The following is a 26,000-nucleotide window of genomic DNA, read 5'->3' on the forward strand; positions in this document are numbered from 1 at the left end:
GTGAGCAACGAAATCCCCGCCCAGGTATCCGACGTTTTCGACCCGCGGCGCTGGCGCACCGTCACCGGTTTTGACGACTTCCAGGACATGACCTACCACCGGCAGGTGGAGCGGTCCGAGGACGGCTCTGTGGTCCGGGACCTGCCCACCGTGCGCATCGCGTTCAACCGGCCCGAGGTCCGCAACGCCTTCCGCCCCGGCACCGTAGACGAGCTCTACCGCGCCATGGACCACGCCCGGATGACACCGGACGTGGCCACGGTGCTGCTCACGGGAAACGGCCCCTCGCCCAAGGACGGGGGCCATTCGTTTTGCTCCGGCGGGGACCAGCGGATCAGGGGCAGGGACGGGTACCGGTACGTAGTACAGAACACAGCCGACGGCGAGACCCAGGAAACCATCGATCCCGCCCGCGCCGGCCGGCTGCACATCCTGGAAGTCCAGCGGCTCATGCGCACCATGCCCAAGGTGGTGATCGCCGTCGTTAACGGCTGGGCGGCCGGCGGCGGGCACTCCCTGCACGTGGTCTCGGACCTCACCATCGCCTCCCGCCAGCACGGCAAGTTCAAGCAGACCGACGCCACCGTGGGAAGTTTCGACGCCGGCTACGGCTCGGCACTGCTGGCCCGCCAGATCGGCCAGAAATCCGCCCGGGAAATCTTCTTCCTGGCCCGCGAATATTCCGCCGAGGACATGGTCCGGATCGGCGCCGTCAACGAGGCCGTGGACCACGAACGCCTCGAGGAGGTCGCCCTGGAGTACGCCGCCGACATTGCCCGGCAGTCCCCGCAGGCCATCCGCATGCTCAAGTTCGCCTTCAACCTGGCCGATGACGGCCTGGCGGGCCAGCAGGTCTTCGCCGGCGAAGCGACCCGTATGGCATACATGACCGACGAGGCCGTGGAGGGCAAGGAAGCCTTCCTCGAAAAGCGGGACCCCGACTGGTCCAGATTCCCGTACTACTTCTAAGGCGCGCTGTGACAGCCATGAACATCGAGCCGGCCCTCAATGCGCTGGCTGCGGCCCTCCACGGCGAGGGACCCGCCGTCGAACTCTCCGCGGGGCCGGACGGCTCCCCCGCGCTGGCGTTTCCGCCAACGCCGGGCATCGAGGACGCCGCCGTCGTGGTCCGCACGTCAGGGTCCACCGGCGCGCCGAAAGCCACCGTCCTCACCGTCGACGCCCTGGCGGCCTCATCCATGGCGACCGCGTTCGCGCTGAAGGGCGAAGGCCAATGGCTGCTGGCCCTTCCCGTGCAGTACGTGGCCGGTGTCCAGGTGCTGGTGCGCTCGCTCTTTGCCGGCACCCGCCCGTGGGTCATGGACCTGACCGGCGGTTTCACCCCTGAGGCGTTCACGGCCGCGGCGCAGGAGCTCACGGACAAGGTCCGCTTCACCTCGCTGGTGCCCACGCAGCTGCAGCGGCTGCTGGACTCGCCCTCGGCAGAGACGCTGGCCGTGCTGCGGCGCTTCAATGCCGTCCTGCTCGGCGGCGGCCCCGCGTCCCCTGCACTGCTCGGTGCGGCCCGGGACGCCGGCGTGAAAGTGGTGACCACCTACGGTTCCGCCGAGACCTGCGGGGGCTGCGTGTATGACGGCTTCCCGCTCGAGGACGTCCTGGTCCGCGTCGCGGAGGACGGCCGCATCCTGCTGGGCGGGGCCACCGTCGCCGCCGGGTACCTGGAGGCCCCCGGACTTTCGGCAGAGACGTTCGTCGAAGCGGACGGCGTACGCTGGTACCGGACCAACGACCTCGGCGAACTGGATGCCGAGGGCCGGCTCACAGTGCTCGGCCGGGCGGACGACGTCGTCATCACCGGGGGCCTCAAGGTCTCGGCCGGGCACGTCCAGGCGGAGCTGGAAAAGCTCGACGGCGTCCGCGCGGCTTTTGTCGCCGGAGTGCCCTCCGCCGAATGGGGCCACGCCCTGGCCGCCTACGTCGCGGTGGATGACAGTTCCCCGGAAGGGCTGGCGGCGTTCGCCGATCGACGGGGCGAGACCTGGGGACCGGCACTGGGTGCGCTGGCCCCGAAAACGGTCCTGCCCGCCGCGGAACTGCTCATGCTGCCCAACGGCAAACCGGACCGCCTGGGCATGACGGTCCTGCTGGATGCGCTGCATCAGGGAAAATAGACAAGCCGCTTCCGGCCTTTTGGCCGCGCATTTAGCCAACCAACGAGCACACAACGAACCAACGAGGTACTGACCGTGGCCACAGCCGCACAATGGATCCAAGGCGCCCGACTGCGCACCCTGCCCGCCGCGATTGCGCCGGTGCTGATCGGCAGCGCGGCCGCATACGAGATGGATTCGTTCATCCTGCTGAACGCCGTGCTGGCCGCGCTGGTTGCCCTGCTCCTGCAGATCGGTGTCAACTACGCCAACGACTACTCCGACGGCATCCGCGGCACTGACGAGGACCGGGTGGGCCCGCTCCGGCTCGTGGGCTCGGGCGCGGCCAAGCCGGAGCACGTGAAACGGGCCGCATTCGGGGCTTTCGGGCTGGCGATGATGTTCGGGCTGATCCTGGTGATCATTACGCAGGCCTGGTGGCTGATTCTGGTCGGCATCGGCTGCGTGCTGGCCGCCTGGGGCTACACGGGCGGTAAGAACCCGTACGGCTACCTTGGTCTGGGCGACGTCTTCGTGTTTGTCTTCTTCGGGCTCGTGGCAACGCTGGGCACCACGTACACGCAGGCGGGCCAGCTCAGCCTTGCCGCGATCATCGGAGCGATCGGCACGGGTCTGATCGCGTGCGCCCTGCTGATGGCCAACAACGTCCGCGACATCCCGACCGACCGGAGGGCCGGGAAGAAAACCCTGGCAGTGCGGCTCGGCGACAAGCATGCCCGCGAAAGCTATGTGCTGATGCTCGCCGTCGCGATCCTGCTGGTGATCGTGCTGGCCCCGGTGCGGCCGTGGATGCTGATCGTGCTGCTGCTGGTCCCCGCCAGCCTCATGCCGTCCTGGTTGATGATCGCCGGGCGGCGGCGCAAGAGCCTCATCCCGGTCCTCAAGCAGACCGGGCTCATCAACCTCGGCTTCGCCGCACTGTTTTCCCTGGGCCTCGTCCTGAGCCACGGCTTCTAAAGCCCGGGCTTTAAGGGACGGCGTCCCAGGGCGAGGTTGTTGGGCGCACCGGCTCCTAGGAGTCTTTGGGGCGGGTGTCCGTGTGGACTGCGATGTCCGGGTGCTGGTCCACCAGACGGTCTTCGGCGTCGGCGTCGGCCACCTCGCCGGCGCTGCGCAGCGGCTTGGCCTTGCCGGAGAACCGGTGGTGCAGGGTTGCGGTGGCCGCGTCGCGCTGCCTCTGGAAGAACAGGAAACTGATGGCGAAGGACATCATCCCGGCGCACAGGGCGGCCAGGAGCACCCCCAGGTGCAGGTAGAGGAAAAGCGCGAACAAGGGCGCAAACAACGCCAGCCGAATCAGGGAGTATTTGAGAAAAGCCACACTCCAAGTTTAGCCGCCAGGCCGCTCGCCCTGTTCCGGCCGCAAATGCGTTCCGGGCACGGTGACCGGCGCGGTCGGGCCGCCTGACGGCTAGACTGAAGATATGCTCCGCATAGTGGTCCCGATCGTCATCCTGGTCGTCTTCGTCTACGGGCTGGTCGACCTCATACGGACGGATGCACGGCTGACCCGGGGCATCTCCAAGACCGCCTGGGTGTTCGTGCAGGTCCTGCTGCCCTTGGTTGGCGCCGTCCTGTGGTTCCTGATCGGGCGCCCCCGCGCCACGGACGCCGCCCCTGTGGCCTACAGCCACCCCGTCGCGCCCGACGATGACCCCGATTTCCTGCGCAACCTTGAAATCCGCCACCGCAACCAGGCCGAGACGGACAGGCTCAAGAAGCTCAAGGGCGAACTCGAGGCCAAGGAGCGCAAGCCCGACGCCGGCAGCGCGGAACCCGGCGGCCCGGAGGACGCCGGCGACGCCCGCGAACCCGGCGACGCCGGAACCCCAGGCACCGACGAGGTCAAATAGCGGCGCACTCCAAACACCAACGCGGGGTCACTTAGCGCCCATTCCGACGGCCGGAATGGGCGCTAAGTGACCCCACGTTGCTTTAAGTGTGGAGGCTACAGCCCCGAGTAGGAGTGCAGGCCGTTGAAGAACTGGTTCACGATCGTGAAGTTGAAGACCACGCACAGGTAACCCACGATCGACAGCCAGGCGGCGCGGGTTCCGGTCCAGCCGCGGGTGGCGCGGGCGTGCAGGTAGCCGGCGTAGACCACCCAGATCACAAACGTCCAGACTTCCTTCGTGTCCCAGCCCCAGAACCGGCCCCACGCCTTCTCCGCCCAGATGGCGCCGAACATGAGGGTGAACGTCCAGCCGACGAACGCGATCGCGTTGATGCGGTAGGACAGGTTCTCCAGACTCAGGGCGTTGGGGACAAGGCGCATGAACCCGAGCTTGTCCGCCCCGCCGGCGGCGATGGTCTTTTGCCGGTGCGACTGCACGAGCTGCAGCGCTGACATGGCGAACGTCAGCGTGAACAGTGCCGAGGACATCACGGCGATGGACACGTGGATGATCAGCCAGTAGCTCTGCAGGGCCGGCACGAGGTGGCCCACGGGCGTCCAGAAGGCGATGGAGGCCGCCACGAGCATGATGATGGCCAGGCCGATCACGAACGTGCCCAGGAAGCGCAGGTCGCGGCGGATCAGCACGAGCAGGAAGACGGCCACGGCCACGAACGCACCGGTGGTCAGGAATTCATACATGTTGCCCCACGGCACCCGGCCGGCGCCGAGCGCACGGGTGATCACGCCGGCGGCATGGATTGCCGCGCCGAGGACGGTCAGCGCGACGGCTACCCGGGCCGGGGCACGCCGCTCCCCGCCGTAGCGCATGCTGCCGTCCGCGGTCTGGCCCGCCCCTGCCGAGGCGCCGCCGGAGACGGCCGACGTCGGACGCTCGGCGCGGCCCACGGGGCCGCTGAGGTGCGCGTCGGCGCGGTCAACGCCGCGTGCGGAGGCCCCGGCGCCGACCCCTACGGGGGTGCGCACGGGTTCGGTCGCCTGCCCGGAGAGCTCCGCGGCCTTCAGGTCCACCGCGCGCAGCATCTTGCTGCTCTTGGCCAGGTCCCAGGCGAAGGCGATGAACGCCACCGTGTACGTGCCGGCGGCCAGCAGCATGAAGAGCTCGCTGTACTGGCCCATGGTTTCGTTGATGGGGAACATTACTGATCCTTCTTTGACTCGGGAGAGCCTGCTGTGGACTGGATGAAGTCGGCTTCGTGATCTTCCGGGGAGGCCTGCTGATCGCCGGCAGCGTCGGTATCCGCCCGGTCATTATCCCCTGTTCCGCTGGGAGCCGACTGGGAGGGGGAAGCCGACTGGGAGGCAGTGGGCGCCGATTCAGCGGCGTCGGCGGGGTCCAGGTGCCATTCGCTGGCGAGCAGTTTCCGGATGGCTGCGGCTTCCCCTGCCAGGCGGTGGTCTTCGCCGCGGGCCAGGAGGCCGTACTCCACCATGGTGCGGCCGTCCGCGTGTGTGCCCGTGCGGACCCACAGGCGGCGGCGGTTCACGTAGAGCGAGGTGACCAGTCCGGCGACGGCCGTGAGCGCGAAGACCAGGGCGTAGAGCTGGCCTGGGTTGTGGTGGATGTCCACGCCGACATAGCGCTTCACGCCGTCGAAGCTGATGGAGCCCTTGCCGTTCGGCAGCTTGTACGTGCTCCCGGGCGCCAGGGTGATGCCCTTGGTGGCCAGGTTCCGGGCGTTGAGGGGCGTCAGGTTCTTGACGTCGAGTTCGAAGACGTTCTGCGGGGCGCCCGCGTCCAGGCCAAGGTCGCCGTAGTAGGAGTTCAGGCTCAGCTGGGGGTTGATGAGCGCCGGGTCCCCGCTGAAAGACACGCCCTTGTCGGTGACAAAGGCCGTCGGCAGGAAAAACCCGGCGAACGCCAGCTGTTCCGGCTTGGCGTCCGGGACCTTGATGACCACCGAGGAGTAGTAGTTTTCGCCCTGGAGCTTGGCGACCACGGGACCCTGCATGGCGATGTTCCCGGCGGCGTCGCGGACGGTGACCACGGGGGCGTAGCCGTTGCCCGTGAGGTACACACTGGTGCCGCCGAGGCTGAGCGGGTCGTTGACCTTGAGCACTTCCTTCTTGGCCGGCGCGTCCGGGTTTTCCTTTGTGGTCACCTGGGCCGTGAAGTCGATGGGCTGTCCGAACTTTCCCTTGGATTCGCGGTCGAAGGTGATGTCGAACTTATCCAGCTGGACGGAGTACGGCTGCAGCTGGCTGCTCTGGAAGTTGGTGCCGGGCGTGAACTGGTCGTACCCGACGAGGGTGTTGACGAAGGTGTCACCCTCCACCAAGATCCGCTGCCCGCTGTAGCCGAAGAGGCCGCCGATCGCCACGGAGATCAACACCCCGATCAAGGCGGTGTGGAAGACGAGGTTGCCGACTTCCTTCAGCAAGCCGCGCTCGGCCCCCAGGGAGGGCCGGGCGCCGTCGCGGTCCCTGATGTCGACGCGGTAGCCGCGCTTTTTCAGCAGCCCCGCGGCACTGGAGATGGCGGCCGACGCCGGGATCCCGGCGTCGGCCGGAATCACCAGGGTGCCGTATTCCGGCAGCCGGGACAGCCGTGCGGGGGTGCGCGGGGGCTGGGAGCGCATTGCTTTGTAGTGCGCGATGGCGCGCGGGACCACGCAGCCGATCAGCGAGATGAACAGCAGGAGGTAGATCGCGGAAAACCACGCCGAGGAATAGACGTCGTAAAGCTGCAGCGAATCGAGGAGCTTGCCGTAATCCGGGTGGTCCTTGATGTACTGGGTGACAATCGCCGGGTTGGCGGGGCGCTGCGGAAACAGCGAGCCGGGCACGGCGGCAACGGCCAGCAGCAGGAGCAGGAAGAGTGCGGTACGCATGCTGGTCAGCTGCGTCCACGCCCACCGGAGCATGCCCCAGGGACCGAGCGTGGGCAGGACGGCCTCGGACTTCGGGGACTTTTTCTTCAATACGTTCACGCGCTCGCTCATCAGATCGGCAATTTCACATCGGTTTGGAACCAGTACTGCAACTCGGACACCCAGGTGCCCCACACGCCGCTGGCCATCAGGATGCCGAGCAGGACCAGGATGCCGCCGCCGGTGCGCTGGATGGCGAGCCGGTGCTTGCGGAAGAAGGACATCACGCCGATGCCGCGGCGCACGGCCAGGGCGATCAGCAGGAACGGAATGCCCAGCCCCAGGCTATAGACGAAGGCCAGGAACGCGCCCTTGGCCGCGGAGGAGCCGCCGGAGAGGCTGAGCAGCTGGACGGCCGAATAGGTCGGACCGATGCACGGGGCCCAGCCCAGCCCGAAGGTGACGCCCAGCAAGGGTGCGCCCCACAGACCGGCCGGTGGCTTGGCATGGATCTTGGCGTCGCGCTGGAGCCAGCCGAAGCCGCCCATGAACACGACGCCCATGATGATCACGAGGACGCCGAGCAACTGGGTGATCCATCTGTTCTGCGAGCCGGTGATCAGGCTGCCCAGCTGGCCGAACGCCCCGCCGAGCAGCACGAAAATCACGGAGAAGCCGAGGACGAAGAGCCCGATGCCGGCCAGCATGCGTCCGCGCCTTTGCTTCTGCAGGTCGACGCCGGTCAGCCCGGTGACGTAGCCGAGGTATCCGGGCACGAGCGGCAGCACGCAGGGCGAAAGGAAGGAGACGAGGCCGGCCAGGAGAGCGACAGGAATGGCAAGCAGCAGCGATCCGTTCAGGATGGCTTCGGCGAAGGGGCTGTTCACGGCGTGGACCGCGCTACTCGGCCACGGCGGCGGCGATGAGGGACTTGAGCGTGCCCTGCTGGATTTCGCCGAGGACGCGGGACGCGACGCGGCCCTGCTTGTCCAGCACCAGGGTGGTGGGCACGGCGCCGGGCGGCACGAGGCCGGAGACGGCCAGCAGCACGGCGCCGTCCTTGTCGTTAAAGCTCGGATACGTCAGGTTGAAGGTCTTGTCGAACGCGTCGGCCGTGGGCTTCTCGTCGCGCAGGTTAACGCCGAAGAACTGCACGCCCTGGCTCTTGAACTCCCGGTTCAGGGCCTCGAGCGAGGGCGCCTCCACCCGGCAGGGGGCGCAGGCGGCGAACCAGAAGTTCAGCACCGTGACCTTGCCGGGGAAGTCCGCCGACGTAACGGCGGTGCCGTCGAACAGCGTCCCCTTAAGCTGCACGGGACTCTTGCGGTCGGCGACGGCGAACTCGGTTACGGATCCGTCGCCGGCGACGTAGTTCTTGTTGTCCCCTGCCTTGGCTTGTTTAGCGAGGGCATCGTCCTGGGCGCAGCCGGACAAGCCGAACACTGCGGCCAGGGCGGCGCCGCCGGCAGTCAGCGCGCTGCGGCGGGACAGCGGAGTCCCCGCCCGGCGGTTCTGTGCCATCCTCAGGCTCCCGGGGTGCTGGCGGCACCGGGCAGCAGGGCGGCGGCGGGCTCACTGTAGTCGACGCGCACGAGTCCGCCGTCGTCGAACACGAGGGACGTAACGGAGGTCAGCGTGCACTCGCGCTTGCGCGGGTCATGCCACAAGGGGCGGCCTTCGGCGCTGAGCCGGGTGGCCCAAATGGGCAGCTGGTGGCTGACGAGGATTGCTTCGGCCCCGTCGCCGCCCAGCTCAACCGCTTGGCGGCGGGCGTCCTGGACCGCAGCGATGACCCGCGCTGCCTGCTCCTTGTACGGCTCACCCCAGGACGGTCGGAACGGGTTGTACAGCCGGGCCCAGTGCCTGGGCCTGAGCAGCTCGGCCTTGGTGACATGGACGCCCTCAAAGTAATTTTCGGCTTCGATGATGCGCGCATCCGTGGCGATCTCAAGGCCCAGGGCGTCGGCGATGGGCTGGGCCGTCTCCTGCGCCCGGGTCAGCGGGGAGGCGCCGAGGTGAACGATCCGCGCCCCTTGCAGGGCACGTTCGCTGAAGTGTTCCGCCAGCGTGCGGGCCATTTCCCGGCCGAGTTCGGAGAGGTGGAATTCGGGCAGCCTGCCGTACAGGACACCCTCGGGGTTGTGGACCTCGCCGTGGCGGAGCAAATGAACAGTGGCTTGGGGCATGTCTACCAGTTTCTCAAAGATGCCGGTCGATCTGAAATCTTCTACGAAAGGTAGAACTCGGAAGTTTTGAAAGATGTTCCCGGGAGTTGGAATAAAAGATGCAAACGCATGTTTATACTGGATGAAGCAGTTAGTTGAGATTTCAACCAATGAGGCTTCAACTGACGATCAGACAAACAGCCTGACCACCGACTCAAGGAGAATCACCATGGCACTTCCCGCAAACGTCACCACCGGCACCTGGACCCTGGACCCCTCGCACAGCGAAATCGGCTTCACCGTCCGCCACGCAGGCATCAGCAAGGTCCGCGGCCAGTTCACCGATGCCGCAGCCACCCTGGACCTCGCCGAGAACGTCACCGACTCCAAGGTCAATGCCTCGATCAAGACCGCGAGCTTCGACTCCGGCGACGCCAACCGCGACGGCCACGTCCGCGGCGAGGACTTCTTCGATGTCGAGACCTTCCCGGAGATCTCCTTCGTCTCCAGCACCATCGTCCCCAAGGGCGACGCCTACGAACTCCAGGGCGACCTGACCATCAAGGGCATCACCCGCCCGGTGGCCCTCGAAACCGAATTCAACGGCGTGGCCGTCGATCCCTTCGGCAACACCCGCGCCGGCCTCAGCGCCGAAACCACCATCAGCCGCAAGGACTTCGGCCTGACCTGGAACGCAGTCCTCGAAGCCGGCGGCGTGCTCGTCAGCGACAAGGTGGCCATCAACCTGGAACTGGCCTTCATCGCTCCCGCAGCCTAGCCAGCACTGCGGCATAGTCAGCACCATTGAGGCAATCCGGCCGACTCCGGGCAGCCCGTTCCAGCGCCCCGCTTCATCTTCACGATGAGGCGGGGCGCTGTTGTACCCGCCCGTATCTCCCCTCCGGTTTCCCTCATCAGTTTCCGCCGCCGCGGTACGTGCCGACGGTCGCCGGAAGCGGTCCAGGATTCCCTAGATAACGGGGAAACTGCGGTCTACAGTGAGAGCCATGAGCAACCCAGGTGATGTCCCGCCGCAGCCAGGTGCCCAACCGCCGCCTTCGGACGGCGTCCCGGGCGCCGGCCCGCAGCACCCCCCGGTCAACCCGGCGCCGCCTCCCGGATATCACGCGCCACCGCCGGGGTATCAGGAGCCGCCCCCCGGATACCAGGCTCCCCCACCGGGCTACCAGGCGCCTCCGCCCGGATACCAGGCTCCCCCACCGGGCTACCAGGCGCCTCCGCCCGGATACCAGCCACCACCACCGGGCTACCCGGGGCAGCATGCCGCCAGTGGAAACCGCTTTTCAATGCCCACCGACCGCCCGAGAAGCTTCGGCGAAGCACTGCCCGCCGGCGGCCTTTCCGGCATGTTCAACGTCTCTACCATGCCCACCGAGCTGAAGATTTCGTACTGGATCTGGCTCATCGGCGGCTTCCTGGGCCTCCTCGGCGGAATCATCGGCCTGTTCGGGTCCTTTGTCCTCATCGCGTTCGCGCCGCCCCTCGGGCTCCTGGTGCTGGTGCTGGTGCTGGTGGCCCTCGCGCTGGCCACCGCCCAAATTATTCTGGCCATGAAGATGAAGGAAGGCCGGGAATGGGCGCGGCTGGCCCTGACGATTGTTGCCGGCATCTCCCTGCTGCTGACAATCATCAGTTCCAGCGTTGCTGAGGGCAGGACCGGCGGAAATCTACCGGGCTTCATCATCAGTCTGGTGGCAACCGTGCTCATGTGGCTGCCGAACCCGCAGGCCTGGTTCGTCGCCCACCGGGGCCGGGTCTAGGTCTCCCTCTTCACCGCCAGTCAGCCTGATGTTGGCGGCGCCCGGGCGGTCCGTTCCAGTGGCCGCAAGAGGTTTGCGAATACCTCTCCGGAATGATCCGCACGGCGGCCGGCCCGCGGTACGGTGGAGCTAAACCATGCTGGGGGCAGGGCAGGATCGCTGGTCCCGGCGGCCGATTCAGTGATTTACACGCAAAGGACCGCTTCATGAGCAACCCTCCAGCCCAGCCTTCACCTCCCAACGGCTCCGAGCCGGACGGGGAATCCACTCCGGGCTACGGCCAGAACGCCCCGCAGTACGGGCAGAACGCGCCCCAGTATGGCCAAAACGCTCCGCAGTACGGGCAGCAGACGCCCCCGGCCTACGGACAGCAGGGCCCGAACGTTCCGCAGTACGGCCAGCAGGGTCCGAACGCCCCGCAGTACGGGCAGCAGACGCCCCCGGCCTATGGGCAAAACGCGCCCCAGTATGGCCAGAACGCGCCCCAGTACGGCCAGCAGGGTCCGAACGCTCCGCAGTACGGCCAGTCCCCCTACGCGCAGTACCCGTCCGGGCAGCCGCAGGCCCCGGGCCCGGTTCCCCAACTGGTCAATACGTCATTCTGGCTGATCATCGCTGCGGGCGCCCTGTGGGTGATTTCCATGCTGGTGTCCCTGGGAACCCTGGACACTCCCGAGGTCCGTGACTTGTTCGAAAAGCAGATGGCTGCAAGCGGCACGTCGGTGGACTTCGAGTCCATCAAGGGATTCCTGATCGGCACCATCGTAGTCTTCGCCGTGATCAGCGCCGGGCTGTACGCACTCGTCGCGTTCAACGTCCGCAAGGGCAAAAACTGGGCCCGCATCCTCGGCACGGTTTTTGCCGCCCTGTCGATCTTCAACATCGTCCCGCTGAGCCTTGCCACGCTCGCAGCGCTGGTCGGCATCGCGGCCATTGTGTTGCTGTACCTGCCCACCACCTCGCCCTATTTCCAGAAGCGGCAGTCCTTTGCCAACCCCTTCGGGCAGCCCGGAGCGCCGTTCGGAAAGTAGGCACCGTTCGGGAAGCAGCTGGCACGAATAGTGCCACCGGGCGCGGGGACCGGAGGACCTGGCTGAAACTTAGTCGGTGTCTTCCGGGTCCTGCGCCCTTTGTGCATGGTAGGCCAGGATCTGCAGTTCCGTTGCCATGTCGACCTTGCGGAGGTTGACCCCCGGGGGGACTTGCAGCATCACCGGAGCGAAGCTGAGGATACTCCGGACGCCGGCGGCGACCACTCGGTCGCAGACATCCTGGGCAACCGCGGCGGGCAGTGCCAGGACCACCATGTTGGCACCCGTGCGATGCAATACCGGCTCAAGATCGGCGGCGTCGCTGACCCGGAGCCAGCCGACCTCGCTGCCCACCACCATCTGGTCGGCGTCGAAAATTGCCACGATGTCAAAGCCCCGCGACTCGAACCCGCCGTACCGTGCCAGCGCCTTGCCCAGGTTGCCCGCACCGACGATCGCGACCTTCCAGTCATGTGTCAGCCCGAGTGCCGCGGCGATGTTCCGGTTCAGGTACTGGACCTCATACCCCACCCCGCGGGTTCCGTAGGACCCGACATATGAAAGGTCTTTGCGCAGCGTCGAGGAGCTGACCCCGGAGGCCTCAGCCAGCGACTCGGACGAGACCCGGTCCACCCCGTCAGCCAGCAGCGTGGTCAGGGCGCGCAGATAAATGGTCAGCCGGGCCACGGCGGCGGGTGGAATCTGCTTGGCGGCAGTCCCGGCTCCCCCGGGAACAGCCCCGGGAGATGAATCCAGCGAAGTCACTATCTGCTCCATTGAGTCGCGTTGTGCTTCCCACTCTAGAGCCCCCGCGCATCACGCAACAAAGCTGGCTCAGGACGGCCGGCCGAGCACCCGCTGCAGGGTCCTCGTCAGGCGGGCCTCGTCGATCTTCCAGAAATCCCGCTGGATACCGTTCACCAGCACCACCGGGATCTCCTCGGCGAAGCGTTCGCGCAGCCCGGCGTCATCGTCCACGGACTTCTCCGTCCACGCAATGCCGAGCCCGGCGGTGACGCGGCCGACGGCGGCGCGCGCCTCCGCGCACAGGTGACAGTCGGCTTTGGTGATCAGAACGACCTCGGGAAGGGGCGCGGGTGTGGCCATACCTTCACCGTAGCCCGGCGGCCGTCCCGACGTCGACGCGGCACCGACGCGGCAATGGTCCGGGAAGTGCGGGGAATGTCCAGGCGCGCCATGGCGCAGACCTGCCGCCGGGTCGCGCACCTGGCGGGTGGTCCGGGGCCGGTCATTGACTAGACTCGTGGCATGCCCGAGGAGAAATACGTCGCTGTGGCCAGCGAGCCTGCTGCACCGACGCAGCACGGCGAGGCCGCTTTCTTCGACGTCGACAACACCCTCATGAAGGGCGCAAGCCTTTTCCATGTGGCGCGTAAGCTGCACCAGCGCGGTGCGTTCACCCTGGCGCAGGCTGCCGGTTTCGCCTGGAAGCAGCTCATGTTCATACTGCGCGGGGAAAACATCGACGATGTCCATGCCGTCCGCGACTCCGCGCTGAAGCTGGCCGCCGGCATCACGGCCAAGGACATCGAGGCCCTGGGCGAAGAGGTCTATGACGAGATGATCGAGTCGCGGATCTGGCCGGGAGCCAAGGCGCTGGCCGAGCAGCACCTCCGAGTAGGGCGCAAAGTATGGCTCGTTACGGCGACGCCGGTCGAAGTGGCTACCGTCATTGCCAGCCGACTGGGCCTGACCGGGGCGCTGGGCACTGTGGGCGAGATCCTGGACGGCTCGTACACGGGACAGCTCGTGGGGGAAATCCTCCACGGCCCCGCCAAGGCCGTGGCCGTCCGGCGGATCGCCGAGGACGAGGGCCTGGACCTTGGCCGCTGCTGGGCCTACAGCGATTCCCACAACGACATCCCGCTGCTGAGCATGGTGGGCCACCCCGTTGCCATCAATCCCGATTCCAAGCTGCGCCGCTATGCCCGCGAGCACAACTGGCCGGTCTACGATTTCCGCGCCGGCCGGCGCGCCGCCACCTTGGGGTTCAAGGCCGCCACGGTCGGCGGGGCCATTTACGGCCTGTGGCGGGGCTTCTCCCGTTTCCGCGGCCCCGGCCGCTAAGCTCCCCGGGACGCCGCCAACTAAACCGCTACGGTTTCGGACGCGCGCGGCGTGGATCCGGGCCGCCCCAGTCCAATTCCGCCGCCCCAGTCCGGTTCCGCCGCCCCAGTCCGGTTCCGCCGCCCCTGTCCGGTTCCGCCGCCCCAGTCCGGTTCCGCCGCCCCAGTCCGGTTCCGCTGCAGAATCGCATGGCCGGAAGGGGCAAGAAAATGCCCGCCGCCTGGAAGGGCAACGGGCATTTCATGCAGAGCGAAGTATTGCTACTTCTTATTGCGGCGCTGGTGGCGCGTCTTGCGAAGCAGCTTGCGGTGCTTCTTCTTGGCCATACGCTTGCGACGCTTCTTAATAACTGAACCCACGAAAGTTCCTTACCGGCTAGATGCAGTACCTGCCTGTTGGGAAGGGTCCGCGGGCTAAGCAGCAGACTAAACAACTGACAGGTTCTTACAATGACGTAAAACGTTCCTTAACAGGGTACCGCCTCTCCGGGGCACCCACGACCGCGGGCCGCCTGCGCGGCCCGCAGCACGCGGTTCACACCCGAATAGGTGCCGCTGCTGGTCAGCCAGTCCCGGCGTGGCCGTCGGTGCGGTCGACGACCGCACCCTTGAGGTACTGTTCGACGGCGTTTTCCGGGACGCGGTAGGAGCGGCCGAACCGGACAGCCGGCATCTCCCCCGAATGCACGAGTCGGTACACGGTCATCTTGGACACCCGCATGAGTTCCGCGACTTCGGCCACGGTCAAAAAACGGGCCTTGGAGAAGTTGGCCTCCGTAGACATTTCCCTATTCCTTTGCTCAAGCTCACGGCAGCCCCATCTGATGACATGGCGGTGTGCCGATGCTGAGCCATGCAACAACCATGTGTTAGCAACTCTAGTTGCTCGTGGTGCCAATGTGAAAGGCTTCCGCAGGAATACCCACGCACTTTCCGCAGGAATGCGGAAAGTCTCGCCAACACCGGCACCGCCCGGCTCCAATTCGGGCCCGGGCTTCTCCAACCGGCGGGGGCCAGTCCTCAGGCGCGGGTCCGGCGCGTCCGGGCCGACGCCGCCAGCTGGCCGAGCACCGACGCTGTCACGTCCCAGTCCATGCAGGCATCGGTGACGCTCTGGCCGTAGACCAGCTCGTCCCGTGCAACTCCGTCCGCGCCCGGGGTGTTGACGTCCAGGTTCTGCGCTCCTCCCACCAGGAAGCTCTCGAGCATGACGCCGGCGATCGCCCCGGCCGCAGCTCCGGCGTCTTCCAGCTGGGAGCCGATTTCCAGCGCGACCTCGGCCTGGCGGTGGTGGTTCTTGCCGCTGTTGGCGTGGCTGGCATCGACGATCAGCCGGGGGTTCAACTGCCTCGCTGCGAGGTTGGCGGAGGCGGCTTCAACGTCGGCGGCGGAGTAATTCGGTCCCTTGCGTCCGCCGCGGAGGATGATGTGGGTGTCTGGGTTGCCCGCGGTGGCCACCAGGGCTGCCCGGCCGGCGTCGTCGATTCCGAGGAACGCCTGGGCGGACGCGGCTGCGCTGCACGCGTCGAGTGCCACCTGGAGGTCGCCGTCGGTCCCGTTCTTGAAGCCGATAGGCATCGAGAGCCCGGACGCCAGCTGCCGGTGGATCTGGCTCTCCGTGGTGCGGGCACCGATCGCGCCCCAGGCGACGAGGTCCGCGACGTACTGCGGGCTGATTGGCTCGAGGAATTCGGTGGCGGTGGGCAGGCCGAGCGCCGTGACCTGGCGAAGGAATGCCCGGGCCGCGCGCAGGCCTGCGGGGATGTCGTGGCTGCCGTCCAGCCGCGGGTCGTTGATCAACCCCTTCCAGCCGACGGTGGTGCGCGGCTTCTCGAAGTAGGTGCGCATGACAATCAGCAGGTCTTCGCGGTGTTTCTCGGCCTGGCTCACCAGCCGCCGGGCGTACTCGAGGCCGGCCCTGGGGTCGTGGATGGAGCAGGGACCCACGATCACGAGGAGCCGGTCGTCGACGCCGTCCATGATGGCGCGGACCTCGTCCCGGCCGCGCCCCACGACCTCGGCCATGCGGGCTTCCAGCGGCATTTCCGCCATCAGTTCCTGCGGGGTGGGCAGCGGCGTGAACTCGCTGACGCGCAGGTTCGAGGTGGGGTGCTGGGTGTCGGCGGCTGCTTCGATGCTCATGTTCGGGTCCTGTTCCGGATGCGGAGCGGGCCCTGATCAGAACCCGCCGGAGAAATGGCGAAGGGCAGAGAATGATCTCTGCCCTGTTGGCTCTGAAGGAAAATTGGATGCGTGTCAGTTAGACGCGGGCCCCTCCAGAGCCAACGAAAAATACGCATACCAACGGTTAGTCATAGCCACGACCATAGCCCCGGGCCGCGCCGGGGGGCAAACATCCGGCGTAACATTTCACCGGCACCCGGCCGAAGCTCTGTGCCGCAGCCCCGGGCGATTAGCGGCAGCAACGCCTCCCCTGTCCCGTTCTACCCCCGGTTGACCGTCCGGCGCCCCGCTTGCCGGGGCTCCAAACATGACCGCTAGAGTGTTCTGGAGCACACGCCGATCCTGCAGAACCGGAGGCACCAATGACGCAGACCGTCCCGCCAGGCAACCCCGAGGCACCAACCACTCCCGCGGACACAGCCCCGGCCCCTGGAACCTTGGCATCCGGGCAGGACACCCGCTCGGGCGCCCACGGACTCCCTGCCGCACTGAAGCGCCGCGTGCCCAAGTACGCCGACCTCGCGCCACTCATGCAATTCAAGAAGCCGGAGTTCAGCCGGGCCGCCAAGCTCCGGCGTGCCAGCACCATTTGGGACCTCCGTGACATGGCCAAGCGCCGCACGCCCCAGGCACCCTTCGACTACACCGACGGAGCGGCCGAGGCCGAAATCACCCTCCGCCGCGCCCGCCAGGCCTTCCTGGACATCGAGTTCCGTCCCGGGATCCTGCGTGATGTCTCCAGCATCGACCTCAGCACCGACATTCTCGGCAAGCCGTCCCGGCTGCCGGTGGGCATTGCGCCCACGGGATTCACACGGATGATGCAATCCGAAGGCGAATACGCCGGATCCCAGGCCGCAGAGGCCGCCGGCATTCCGTACACCCTCTCCACCATGGGGACGGCGTCCATCGAGGACGTGGCCGCGGCGGCGCCGGCCGGCCGCAACTGGTTCCAGCTCTACCTCTGGACCGACCGGGACCGGTCGCTGGAACTGATCCAACGAGCCGCTCAAGCGGGCAACGACACCCTCATGGTCACGGTGGACACCGCCGTCGCCGGCGCGCGACTCCGTGATGTCCGCAACGGCATGACCATCCCGCCCGCCCTGACCCTCAAGACCGTCGTGGATGCGTCGTACCGGCCCGCCTGGTGGTTCAACTTCCTGACCCACGAGCCGCTGACCTTCGCGTCACTGTCCCGGTACACGGGCACGGTGGCGGACCTCATCAACTCCATGTTTGACCCCACCCTGACTTTCGAGGACCTCGACTGGCTGCGTGAGACCTGGGAGGGCAAGCTCGTGGTCAAGGGCATCCAGACGGTCGAGGACGCCCGCAAGGTGGTGGACCACGGCGCGGACGGGATCGTGCTGTCCAACCACGGCGGACGCCAGCTCGACCGCGCCCCCATTCCCTTCCACCTGCTCCCCGAGGTCTCCGCGGCGCTCAAGGCCGAGGGCAGCGGCGCGGCGGTCATCCTGGACACCGGCATCATGAGCGGCGCCGATATCATCGCCGCCCTCGCCCTGGGCGCCGACTTCACGCTGATCGGCCGCGCCTACCTGTACGGTCTCATGGCAGGCGGCCGGGCAGGCGTCGACCGCGCCCTCCAGATCCTGGAGAAAGACATGCAGCGCACCATGGCGCTGCTGGGTGTCGACCGGGTCGCGGACCTCACCCCGGAGCATGTGCGGCTCCTGCAGGGCTAGCCCGTCCGCGCCCAAGTAACTCTCACACCCCACGAACTCGCAGCAGGGCCCTTTCCGGGCGCCCGGAACGGGCCCTGCTGCGAGTAAGTTGGGTTATTTCCTGCGGCCGAACTTCGGCAAATTGGCGAGGAGGTCCGCGGCCTTGGTGGCAGCGCGGCCCACCGTCCGCCCGATCTGCTGGGGCATCTTGTCCTCGCCCGCCGTTCCCACCGGGATAACGACGGCGGGACTCAGGGGGCTGCCGGCGGGGCGCGCCGCCAGCGCCGCGGCCGGCTGTGCTGCGGCGGGCTGGGTGGCCGCCTGTGCTGCGGCGGCTTGGGCCGTGGCGGTCTGTGCCGTGGCAGTTTGTGCTGTGGCAGCTTGCGGGGCGGGTTGCGGGATGGCCGCCGCGGCCAGCCCGTCCAAAACAGTGGCGGGGCCGGCTTCCGCATGGGAGGCCGGTGCGGCGTTGGCTGCCGCCCCTGGGACGCCGTCGAAGGACTGCAGCCAACTGGCGATGCCGGCGAGGGGTTTGGGATTGAGCGCGTAGTAGCGCTTTTGGCCCTGGGCGCGCATGCTTACCAGGTCCGCTTCCCGGAGGACTTTCAGATGTTTGGAAATGGTGGGCTGGCTTGCCTCAAGCTCCTGGACCAGTTCCCCCACAGCCTTGTCGCCCTTGCGGAGGGCCACCAGAATGTCGCGCCTGGTTGCCTCAGCAATGACGGCAAATACGTCGTCTGTCACCATGCCCTCCACACTAGCGACATATACGCCAGATGGCATCCACAAATTGCCGGGCCGGTCCGCGGCCTCCCGGCTGGACCCGGACTAGTCGAACCAGGGATCCAGCCCGTGCAGAGGAAACACCTCTTTACGGGTGGCCATGATGGCCCGGTCCACGGCGTCGTTGGGATCGAAACCCACCTCCCAGGACCGCCACCAGAGGTCGACGTCGTCACTCATCGCTTCGGGGGGCTCCACGCCGTACTTGGCCCCGTACTTGTCCCGGACGTAGCGGCGCCAGTCCTCGGGGACCGGGGTGCGCAGGGGCACGGGACGGCCGGCGGCGATGGCGATGAGGTGGCTCCAGGACCGCGGCACCACGCTGACTACGTTGTAGCCACCGCCGCCGGTGGAGACCCACCGGTTGTCGCAGTAACGCGCGGCGAGATTGCCGATGGCGGCGGCGGCCTCTCGCTGGCCGTCCACGCTGACGTTCAGATGGCTCAGCGGGTCATGACGGTGCGAGTCGCACCCGTGCTGGCTGACGATCACTTCCGGTTCATACGCGCCAATGAGTTGCGGCACGACGGCGTGGAAGGCCCGGAGCCAGCCGGCGTCGGCGGTGCCTGCCGGCAGCGCGACGTTCACGGCGCTGCCCTGGGCTTCGGGGCCGCCGATCTCATTGGCAAATCCGGTGCCCGGGAAGAGCGTCAGCCCGGACTCATGCAGCGAAATGGTCAGGACCCGCGGATCGTCCCAGAAGATGCTTTGGGTGCCGTCGCCGTGGTGCGCATCGATGTCCACATAGGCGACGCGCCGGATGCCGCCGTCGAGCAGCCGCTGGATGGCGAGGGCGGCGTCGTTGTAAACACAAAAACCGCTCGCGCGGTCCCGCGAGGCGTGGTGCAGCCCGCCGCCGAAGTTCACGGCCCGCACGGCGCTGCCGTCCAGAATGGCAGCGGCCGCCAGCAGGGAGCCGCCGGCCAGCCGGGCGCTCGCCTCGTGCATCCCGGCGAAGGCCGGGTCGTCCTCGGTTCCGAGGCCCCTGGCTTCATCAGGGGTGTCCGGATTCTCGCTCACGCGCCGCACGGCGGCAACAAACTCCGCACTGTGGACCGCGCACAGCTCCTCATCACTGGCGACGTCCGGCGCTGCCACGGTGACGTGGTCCAGATCCAGCAGACCCAGGCTTCCCGCCAGCCTGACCGTCAGGTCCATGCGCTCGGGCGCCATCGGGTGGCCGGGACCAAAGTTGTACGCGGTCATGGCAGGAGACCACACCACCGTCGTCGGCAGCGCGGTCTGAGTGAGTCCCGGCAGGAATGTCATCAATGACAGGCTACCCGAGCACCCCGGCGGCTTCCTCCGGGCGCAGGAGTGCTGGCGGCCATGACGCGGCGTTTAGTGGTTTACTACTGAGGGAAGCAGTTTCAACCGAGGAAAAACATGACGCAAAGCCAGTCGCGGTCCACGAGCCCGGCCAACTGGCAGCCAGGCCTGCGGGAGCGGGACGGCCTGTGGATCTTCACACGCCTGCGCGACTTCATTGACGGCATCGCCAACAGCTCGCCGGCACGCCTGGCGCTCACGGCCTTCGCCGTCGTGATCCTTGTCTTCACCGCTTTGTTGTCCTTGCCCGTGGCCTCCGCAACGGGACAGCCCACACCCCTGGACGAGGCCCTCTTCACGGCGGTGTCCGCCGTCTGCGTCACGGGTCTGACCGTGGTCTCCACGGCCGTGCACTGGTCCTTCTTCGGCCAGCTGGTGATTCTGGTGGGTATTTTCGTGGGCGGCCTGGGCACTCTGACGCTCGCGTCGCTGCTGGCTCTCATGGTCAGTAAGAGGCTCGGCGTCCGCGGCAAGCTGATCGCCCAGGAGGCCATGAACGCCGGCCGGCTCGGCGAAGTCGGTACGCTGCTGCGGATCGTGATCGTAACCTCCGTGGTGATCGAGAGTGTCTTGGCGTTGGTTCTCATCCCCCGTTTCCTGGTCCTCGGCGAAAGTTTCCCGCAGGCCGTGTGGCACGGAGTCTTCTACTCAATTTCGTCCTTTAACAACGCCGGATTCACGCCGCATTCGGACGGCATCGTCCCGTACGAGACCGATCTGTGGATCCTCGTCCCGCTCATGCTAGGTGTGTTCCTGGGCAGTCTGGGCTTCCCCGTGGTCATGGTGCTGCAGCAGAACGGGCTGCGGTGGAAGAAATGGAACCTGCACACCAAGCTCACCATCCAGGTGTCTTTCATTCTCCTGGCCGCCGGGACCGTGCTCTGGGGGTTCCTGGAGTGGGACAACCTGCGGACCATCGGGGGCATGGACCTCGGGGATAAGATCACGCACTCGCTGTTTGCCTCCGTCATGCTGCGTTCTGGCGGCTTCAACTTGGTCGATCAGAACTACATGGAATCCTCCACCATGCTGCTCTCCGATGCCCTCATGTTCGCCGGCGGCGGCTCGGCATCCACGGCCGGCGGCATCAAGGTCACCACCATCGCCGTGATGTTCCTGGCGATCACCGCCGAGGCCCGCGGCGACGCCGACGTGAAGATCTACGGCCGGACCATCCCGGAGGGCACCATGCGCGTGGCCATTTCGGTGATCGTCGCGGGCGCGACGCTCGTCTCGGTCTCGGCCCTCCTGCTCCTGAACATCAGCGGCGCCTCCCTGGACCGGGTCCTGTTTGAAACCATTTCCGCCTTCGCCACGGTGGGCCTGAGCACCAATCTCAGTGCCGAACTGCCGCCGTCGGGGGTTTACGTCCTCGCCGCGCTCATGTTTGCCGGGCGCGTCGGGACAGTCACCCTTGCGGCCGGACTGGCCCTGCGCCAGCGCAGCCAGCTGTACCACTACCCGGAAGAGAGACCGATCATTGGCTAGTTCCTCAGGCGCCGTCAACCGCCCCGCCCACAACGCCCCGGTGCTGGTGATCGGGCTGGGCCGTTTTGGCGCATCCACCGCAGAGCAGCTGGTCAAGCAGGGCCGGGAGGTGCTCGCCATTGAGCGCGACCGCACCCTGGTCCAGAAGTGGGCGAGCGTCCTGACGCACGTCGTGGAAGCGGATGCCACCAACATCGACGCGCTCCGCCAGCTCGGCGCCCAGGAATTTAGTTCCGCCGTCGTGGGTGTGGGGACCTCGATCGAATCCTCGGTGCTGATCACCGTGAACCTCGTGGACCTCGGCATCGAACACCTCTGGGTCAAGGCCATCACCCCTTCGCATGGCAAAATCCTGACCCGGATTGGCGCGAACCACGTCATCTACCCGGAGGCTGATGCCGGCGTCCGCGCGGCGCACCTGGTCTCCGGCCGCATGCTGGACTTTATCGAGTTCGACGACGACTTCGCGATCGTCAAGATGTATCCGCCGCGCGAAACCGTGGGCTTCACCCTTGATGAGTCCAAGGTCCGGTCCAAGTACGGCGTCACGATTGTTGGCGTGAAGTCTCCGGGCGAAGACTTCACCTACGCGCGGCCGGAAACCAAGGTCTCCTCCAGGGACATGCTCATTGTTTCGGGCCACGTCGACCTGCTGGAACGGTTCGCCGCACGCCCCTAGCCGCAAACGTGGCCACCCCGACGCCGCGGGCAGCCGGCGCCGGCTGCCCGAGCTGGTTTAGGCGAGCTGCCCGGTGATTTCCGCGGCGCGGGCGGCGGCCGCCCGGGCGCCGTCCGCGATGATGGCCGGCATGCCCCGCTCGTCGAACGTGGCGATGGCCCTTTCCGTGGTGCCGTTCGGGCTGGTGACCGCCTTGCGCAGCGCACCGGGCTCCGCGCCCGGCTCGGCCAGCATGAAGCCCGCACCCGCGACGGTTTCCCGGGCCAGCAGCAGCGACAGCTCAGGGTCCAGGCCCAGCTCCACCCCGGCCGCCGCCATGGCCTCAGCCAGGTAGAAGGCGTAGGCCGGGCCCGAGCCGCTGATCGCCGAAAGGGCGTCCACCTGCTCTTCGGGTATCTCCACCACCGTTCCGGCGGCCGCGAGGATGTCCTTCGCGCGCTGGAGCTGCTCCGGGGAGCAGTTCGTCCCGGCCGAGACGGAGACGACGCCGCGGCCCAGTTTGGCGGGCGTGTTGGGCATGGTCCGGATGACGGGCTGGCCGGCCGGCAGTGCTGCCTCCAGCTGCTGCAGGGACACGGCGGCGGCAACGCTGATGACGATCGTGTGCGGGGAGAGGGAGCCGCTGATTTCCCGTGCCAGATCCGCGATGCCGACCGGCTTGACGCCGAGGATCACGACGCCGGAGCCCGTGGCGGCCTCCTTGTTGTTCTCTGGTTCTTCTTCGCCGGCGATGGCGGTGATCCCGTGGTAGCGTTCCGCGAGTTCTGCGGCGCGCTCGGCCCGGCGCACGGTAGCGACAATGTCGGCCGGGTCGACGCCGCCATCAATCAGCCCGCCCATGATTGCCTCGTTCATTGACCCACAGCCCAGGAATGCGATTCGGTTGCTCATGTCCCCATCATTGCAGTCCGGTGCGATTCCCAGCCAGCTCACACCTTCGCCGCAGTCATTGCACAACTTCGGGCCCTAACGTAGTAAGTACCTCATTGAGGGTGCGAGTGATGCAGCAGGCATGCGGATGCCTGCGCGGCGCCGGTGGTTTGTAGCGGGTTTGTCCATTTTCCTGCAGCAGGCCGCCGGCGCCTTTGCCGTTTAACCCCCTGCGGTTCAACCCCTTGTCGCGACGGACTTACCGCGCCGCGTTTTAGCGGCCTTCCCCGGACCTCCGCAGACGGCCGTCGGGCTTGCCAGCGAACTCACAGCCAATTCCCGCTGTCCGCCCATCTACGGACACTAACTTAGGAGGTGCCTCTACAGGTGCGAGTGATGATAGCCGGCTCCGCCGGAGCCGGCTATGCGCCGGGCGTTTGCAGCAGAGTTCCCCCAAGTTCTGCTCCAGGCGTCCGGCGTAATTCGTTTAAGGGACCCAGGCAGCCGCAGGCCTGACATGGGTCAACTGGGGCTATTTGGACTGACGCCAACTCCAGCACCCACCTGAATCATCGTCTGCGCGTCAGCGCGGGCCGCACATCAGTAACCTCGCCCTCTGCAGGCAGTGCCGTGTCGATGGAATTCCCTGACGAGATCTGCCGCTTGACCTGCTCAAGCTCTTCCTTGAGCAGGTCAACAGTGGCGCGGTATTTTTCGAAGTCCGCCGTTCGGCGCCTGGCCACGGCGTAACTGATGCCGGCGGCGAGAAGGGCAAGCGGGAACGACACCAGCAGGGCCCAGCCGGACGCGGCAAGGAAGTCCAGCGCCACGGGAAGTGCCTGCTTGAAGGCCAGGAACTCGTTCACCCCGCCGACCACTGCGTTCAGCGCGGAGTCTAGGGGGCCCAGAAACTGCCCCACGACAGGTGTCCCGGAAAACGACGGAGCGGTCAGCGGCGGCTCTCCCCCTGCAGACCAGCGCGAGTCACCGAAATGGTTCAGGACGTAAATCCCGGCACCCGCGTTGAGGGCCGCGAAGAGCAGGACGGAACCAAGCGCCGTCCAATAAATCCTGCGCGGACGCCAGAGTCCCGCCACCAGCGCGAAGACTGTGGCCGCGACCCAAGAAAAGATGCTGAGCTGGTCGCGGCTCATGCCGCCGAGTAAATCCAAGGAATTCCCGCCTTTACAGTTGGAGTCAATGCTTGTTCCGGTCCCAGGCGAGCCTATCCCGCGGGCCAGAAATGCTTGACACATTTAGGAAGCAGAGTTGCAGGCAGCAGGCGGGTCTTGTCGCTCACCGGCTCCGGCCCTGCAGCGCCCGGTGCTCCGCAGCCTCCCTTCCAGGAACCGGCGTTCGGCTTCCGTCCCGGCCAACCCGAGCGCCCGCCTGTAGGCGTCGGCAGCCTCGGGAAGGCGGCCGAGGCGAACCAGGAAGTCCGCACGGATCGCGTGGAAGAGGTAGTAGTTGTCCAGCGCAAGGTCCTCTGTGGCTGCCAAGGCGGCAACGGGGCCGCGCACTTCAGCCAGCGCGACGGCGCGGTTGAGCGCCACCACCGGCCCGGGCGCTACGGCCAGAAGCTGGTCATATAACTGCACGATCTGCGCCCAGTCAGTGTCCCCGGCGGTCGCAGCGTCGCTGTGGACAGCATTGATCGCTGCCTGGATCTGGTACGGACCCGGACGGTTACGCCGCAGGCATTGCCGCACCAGCTCCTGGCCCTCGGCGGCCAGGGCGCCGTCCCAGCGTCCGCGGTCCTGGACCGCCAGCAGCACGAGGCCGCCGTCGGGGGCGAAGCGCGCGCCCCGGCGGGACTCGATGAGCAGCAACAGCGCCAGCAGCCCCGTGGCCTCCGGCTCGTCGGGCATCAGGGATGCCAACAGCCTGCCAAGCCGGATGGCTTCCACGCAGAGTTCCGCACGTGCCGGGCTGTCCGCGGCGCCAGGGGTGGCGCCAGGGTTGTAGCCTTCATTGAAGATGAGGTAAACGACCGCCAGTACCGCTTGCAGCCGTTCAGGCAGTTCGGCGCCCTGCGGGACACGGTACGGGATCTTGGCATCGCGGATCTTTGCCTTGGCGCGGACCAGCCGCTGCGCCATGGTTGGCTCGGGCACCAGAAAGGCCCGGGCGATCTCCGCCGTCGTCAATCCGCCCAGAAGCCGCAGCGTGAGCGCCACCTGGGCGGATCTGGCGAGGGCGGGATGGCAGCAGGTGAAAATCAGCCGCAGTGTGTCGTCTTCCACCTCGTCCCTGCCTGCCTGTTCCGCCAGGACCTGCTCTTCCGCAGCCGGCGCCGGTGCGCCGCCGGACCGCGCCGCCGCGAGCAAGGCCGCCTGCGCCTGTTTGTCCTCGCGCGCCGTCTCCCGCCGCAGCCGGTCAATCGCCCGGCGCCGCGCCGTTGTGATAATCCAGCCGGCCGGGCTGGGCGGGACTCCTGCCGAGGGCCAGTGCTGGACAGCCGCCGCAAACGCGTCCTGCACGGCGTCCTCGGCAATGTCGATGTTCCCGAAGGTGCGGGTCAGGACGGCCACGGCGCGGCCGTATTCGTGCCGGAACACCCGGGCAATTTCCGCCTCGCCCGCACTTGCATCTGCACTCGGATTGCTCACTTCGCCCCGCCGCGGCTAGTGCTGGAAGGGACGCACTTCAACGGGAAGGGTGGTGGCGCCGGCGAGCTTGCGCGCCCAGCCGATGGCCTCGTCCAGATCCTCGGCTTCGATGACGGTGAAGCCCCCAAGGTGCTCTTTGCCTTCGGTGAACGGACCGTCCGTGATGAGGATTTCACCCTCATTCGGGCGCAGGACTGTGGCGGACTCTGCGGGGTGGAGTCCCGCGGCGAACACCCAGGCCCCGGCCTCCCGCATCTCACGGTTCAGGGCAGCCAGGTCACGCATGATGGGCTCGAGGAACTCAGGGTCCGGAGCGGGGCCGTCGGGCTGGTAAATGCTGAGCAGGTACTGCGACATCTCGGTGCCTCCTTGTTGGCTCGGCCGGCGGAGTGCCGGCCTCTCAGCTAATACACGAACAGGATCCGTGCGGATCGACACCGGATCGACGC

Annotated in this window: 28 protein-coding genes; 11 read left to right on the forward strand and 17 right to left on the reverse strand. The window is 67.1% G+C overall.

Translation table 11 applies throughout. From position 1 onward, the window contains the following. From BM372_RS02880 to BM372_RS02890, 3 genes are all read left to right on the forward strand, one after another. A complete protein-coding gene (locus tag BM372_RS02880) occupies positions 1-969 on the forward strand; it encodes a 1,4-dihydroxy-2-naphthoyl-CoA synthase (protein ID WP_090951532.1) in 969 nt (322 codons plus the stop codon). A gap of 17 nt (positions 970-986) precedes the next feature. Beyond that, entirely contained in the window at positions 987-2,132 is a 1,146-nt protein-coding gene (locus BM372_RS02885) for an AMP-binding protein (protein ID WP_090951535.1), read from the forward strand. Positions 2,133-2,207: 75 nt separating this feature from the next. Next, a complete protein-coding gene (locus tag BM372_RS02890; protein ID WP_090951538.1) occupies positions 2,208-3,089 on the forward strand; it encodes a 1,4-dihydroxy-2-naphthoate polyprenyltransferase in 882 nt (293 codons plus the stop codon). A 55-nt stretch (positions 3,090-3,144) separates the two neighbouring features. On the opposite strand, the gene BM372_RS02895 is transcribed toward BM372_RS02890, so the two are convergent. Next, the gene (locus BM372_RS02895; RefSeq protein ID WP_090951541.1) at positions 3,145-3,453 is read right to left on the reverse strand and encodes a DUF4229 domain-containing protein; all 309 of its coding nucleotides are present in this window, start codon (positions 3,451-3,453) and stop codon (positions 3,145-3,147) included. 103 nt (positions 3,454-3,556) lie between these two features. Here BM372_RS02895 and BM372_RS02900 point away from each other — a divergent pair, with 103 nt between their 5' ends. Beyond that, the gene (locus BM372_RS02900; RefSeq protein WP_090951545.1) at positions 3,557-3,985 is read left to right on the forward strand and encodes a PLD nuclease N-terminal domain-containing protein; all 429 of its coding nucleotides are present in this window, start codon (positions 3,557-3,559) and stop codon (positions 3,983-3,985) included. 95 nt (positions 3,986-4,080) lie between these two features. On the opposite strand, the gene ccsB is transcribed toward BM372_RS02900, so the two are convergent. Genes ccsB through BM372_RS02925 form a run of 5 tightly spaced genes read right to left on the reverse strand, consistent with a single transcriptional unit; the run spans position 4,081 to position 9,043 of the window. After that, the gene (gene ccsB / locus BM372_RS02905; protein WP_090951548.1) at positions 4,081-5,187 is read right to left on the reverse strand and encodes a c-type cytochrome biogenesis protein CcsB; all 1,107 of its coding nucleotides are present in this window, start codon (positions 5,185-5,187) and stop codon (positions 4,081-4,083) included. Further along, entirely contained in the window at positions 5,187-6,989 is a 1,803-nt protein-coding gene (locus BM372_RS02910; protein WP_090951551.1) for a cytochrome c biogenesis protein ResB, read from the reverse strand. The genes ccsB and BM372_RS02910 overlap by 1 nt, the downstream gene beginning before the upstream one ends. After that, a complete protein-coding gene (locus BM372_RS02915) occupies positions 6,989-7,744 on the reverse strand; it encodes a cytochrome c biogenesis CcdA family protein (RefSeq protein WP_090951554.1) in 756 nt (251 codons plus the stop codon). The genes BM372_RS02910 and BM372_RS02915 overlap by 1 nt, the downstream gene beginning before the upstream one ends. 13 nt (positions 7,745-7,757) lie before the next feature. Next, on the reverse strand, positions 7,758-8,378 hold the full coding sequence (locus BM372_RS02920; RefSeq protein WP_177235857.1) for a TlpA family protein disulfide reductase: 621 nt from the start codon (positions 8,376-8,378) through the stop codon (positions 7,758-7,760). 2 nt (positions 8,379-8,380) lie between these two features. Next, a complete protein-coding gene (locus tag BM372_RS02925; RefSeq protein WP_090951557.1) occupies positions 8,381-9,043 on the reverse strand; it encodes a histidine phosphatase family protein in 663 nt (220 codons plus the stop codon). Positions 9,044-9,251: 208 nt separating this feature from the next. On the opposite strand from BM372_RS02925, the gene BM372_RS02930 reads away from it, so the two are divergent. From BM372_RS02930 to BM372_RS02940, 3 genes are all read left to right on the forward strand, one after another. Then, on the forward strand, positions 9,252-9,800 hold the full coding sequence (locus BM372_RS02930) for a YceI family protein (RefSeq protein ID WP_090951560.1): 549 nt from the start codon (positions 9,252-9,254) through the stop codon (positions 9,798-9,800). A 529-nt stretch (positions 9,801-10,329) separates the two neighbouring features. Continuing rightward, the gene (locus BM372_RS20585; RefSeq protein ID WP_177235858.1) at positions 10,330-10,803 is read left to right on the forward strand and encodes a hypothetical protein; all 474 of its coding nucleotides are present in this window, start codon (positions 10,330-10,332) and stop codon (positions 10,801-10,803) included. A 206-nt stretch (positions 10,804-11,009) separates the two neighbouring features. Beyond that, positions 11,010-11,834: a Yip1 family protein gene (locus BM372_RS02940; protein ID WP_090951566.1), complete on the forward strand. Its 825-nt coding sequence runs from the start codon at positions 11,010-11,012 to the stop codon at positions 11,832-11,834. A 69-nt stretch (positions 11,835-11,903) separates the two neighbouring features. Here the strand turns inward: BM372_RS02940 and BM372_RS02945 are convergent, their stop codons facing one another. Together BM372_RS02945 and BM372_RS02950 are read right to left on the reverse strand one after the other, a co-directional pair. Further along, positions 11,904-12,599, reverse strand: a complete 696-nt coding sequence (locus BM372_RS02945; RefSeq protein WP_090951569.1) for a redox-sensing transcriptional repressor Rex — start codon at positions 12,597-12,599, stop codon at positions 11,904-11,906. Between the two features lie 69 nt (positions 12,600-12,668). Next, positions 12,669-12,941, reverse strand: a complete 273-nt coding sequence (locus BM372_RS02950) for a glutaredoxin family protein (protein ID WP_090951572.1) — start codon at positions 12,939-12,941, stop codon at positions 12,669-12,671. Positions 12,942-13,103: 162 nt separating this feature from the next. On the opposite strand from BM372_RS02950, the gene BM372_RS02955 reads away from it, so the two are divergent. Continuing rightward, positions 13,104-13,922, forward strand: coding sequence for an HAD family hydrolase (locus tag BM372_RS02955; protein ID WP_090951574.1), 819 nt, complete (start codon positions 13,104-13,106; stop codon positions 13,920-13,922). A gap of 260 nt (positions 13,923-14,182) precedes the next feature. Here the strand turns inward: BM372_RS02955 and BM372_RS02960 are convergent, their stop codons facing one another. From BM372_RS02960 to BM372_RS02970, 3 genes are all read right to left on the reverse strand, one after another. Then, a complete protein-coding gene (locus BM372_RS02960) occupies positions 14,183-14,281 on the reverse strand; it encodes a 30S ribosomal protein bS22 (protein ID WP_003792170.1) in 99 nt (32 codons plus the stop codon). Between the two features lie 202 nt (positions 14,282-14,483). Next, the gene (locus BM372_RS02965) at positions 14,484-14,705 is read right to left on the reverse strand and encodes a helix-turn-helix domain-containing protein (RefSeq protein WP_090951577.1); all 222 of its coding nucleotides are present in this window, start codon (positions 14,703-14,705) and stop codon (positions 14,484-14,486) included. Between the two features lie 236 nt (positions 14,706-14,941). After that, positions 14,942-16,063 carry a 3-deoxy-7-phosphoheptulonate synthase gene (locus tag BM372_RS02970; protein ID WP_090951580.1) on the reverse strand — a complete coding sequence of 374 codons (1,122 nt, stop codon included), beginning with the start codon at positions 16,061-16,063 and terminating at the stop codon, positions 14,942-14,944. Positions 16,064-16,467: 404 nt separating this feature from the next. On the opposite strand from BM372_RS02970, the gene BM372_RS02975 reads away from it, so the two are divergent. Further along, positions 16,468-17,814 carry an alpha-hydroxy acid oxidase gene (locus tag BM372_RS02975; RefSeq protein ID WP_090951583.1) on the forward strand — a complete coding sequence of 449 codons (1,347 nt, stop codon included), beginning with the start codon at positions 16,468-16,470 and terminating at the stop codon, positions 17,812-17,814. 93 nt (positions 17,815-17,907) lie between these two features. Here BM372_RS02975 and BM372_RS02980 read toward each other — a convergent pair whose 3' ends face one another. Beyond that, complete coding sequence (locus tag BM372_RS02980; RefSeq protein ID WP_090951586.1) at positions 17,908-18,540, reverse strand: ArsR/SmtB family transcription factor; 633 nt, start codon at positions 18,538-18,540, stop codon at positions 17,908-17,910. Positions 18,541-18,621: 81 nt separating this feature from the next. After that, on the reverse strand, positions 18,622-19,845 hold the full coding sequence (locus BM372_RS02985) for an acetoin utilization protein AcuC (RefSeq protein ID WP_090951589.1): 1,224 nt from the start codon (positions 19,843-19,845) through the stop codon (positions 18,622-18,624). Positions 19,846-19,962: 117 nt separating this feature from the next. Between BM372_RS02985 and BM372_RS02990 the strand changes: the two genes are divergently transcribed. After that, complete coding sequence (locus BM372_RS02990; RefSeq protein WP_090951591.1) at positions 19,963-21,393, forward strand: TrkH family potassium uptake protein; 1,431 nt, start codon at positions 19,963-19,965, stop codon at positions 21,391-21,393. 40 nt (positions 21,394-21,433) lie between these two features. Further along, positions 21,434-22,072, forward strand: a complete 639-nt coding sequence (locus tag BM372_RS02995; RefSeq protein ID WP_026266712.1) for a potassium channel family protein — start codon at positions 21,434-21,436, stop codon at positions 22,070-22,072. 57 nt (positions 22,073-22,129) lie between these two features. On the opposite strand, the gene proC is transcribed toward BM372_RS02995, so the two are convergent. The 4 genes from proC to BM372_RS03015 form a co-directional block, all read right to left on the reverse strand. Then, positions 22,130-22,963 carry a pyrroline-5-carboxylate reductase gene (gene proC, locus BM372_RS03000; protein WP_090951594.1) on the reverse strand — a complete coding sequence of 278 codons (834 nt, stop codon included), beginning with the start codon at positions 22,961-22,963 and terminating at the stop codon, positions 22,130-22,132. A gap of 548 nt (positions 22,964-23,511) precedes the next feature. Next, complete coding sequence (locus BM372_RS03005) at positions 23,512-24,096, reverse strand: hypothetical protein (protein WP_177235859.1); 585 nt, start codon at positions 24,094-24,096, stop codon at positions 23,512-23,514. A gap of 102 nt (positions 24,097-24,198) precedes the next feature. Then, positions 24,199-25,551, reverse strand: a complete 1,353-nt coding sequence (locus BM372_RS03010; protein ID WP_090951597.1) for an RNA polymerase sigma factor — start codon at positions 25,549-25,551, stop codon at positions 24,199-24,201. A gap of 15 nt (positions 25,552-25,566) precedes the next feature. Beyond that, entirely contained in the window at positions 25,567-25,908 is a 342-nt protein-coding gene (locus BM372_RS03015) for a YciI family protein (protein WP_090951600.1), read from the reverse strand. Positions 25,909-26,000: the final 92 nt, after the last annotated feature.

This window comes from Arthrobacter sp. ov118 (assembly GCF_900116495.1).
Classification (GTDB): domain Bacteria; phylum Actinomycetota; class Actinomycetes; order Actinomycetales; family Micrococcaceae; genus Arthrobacter.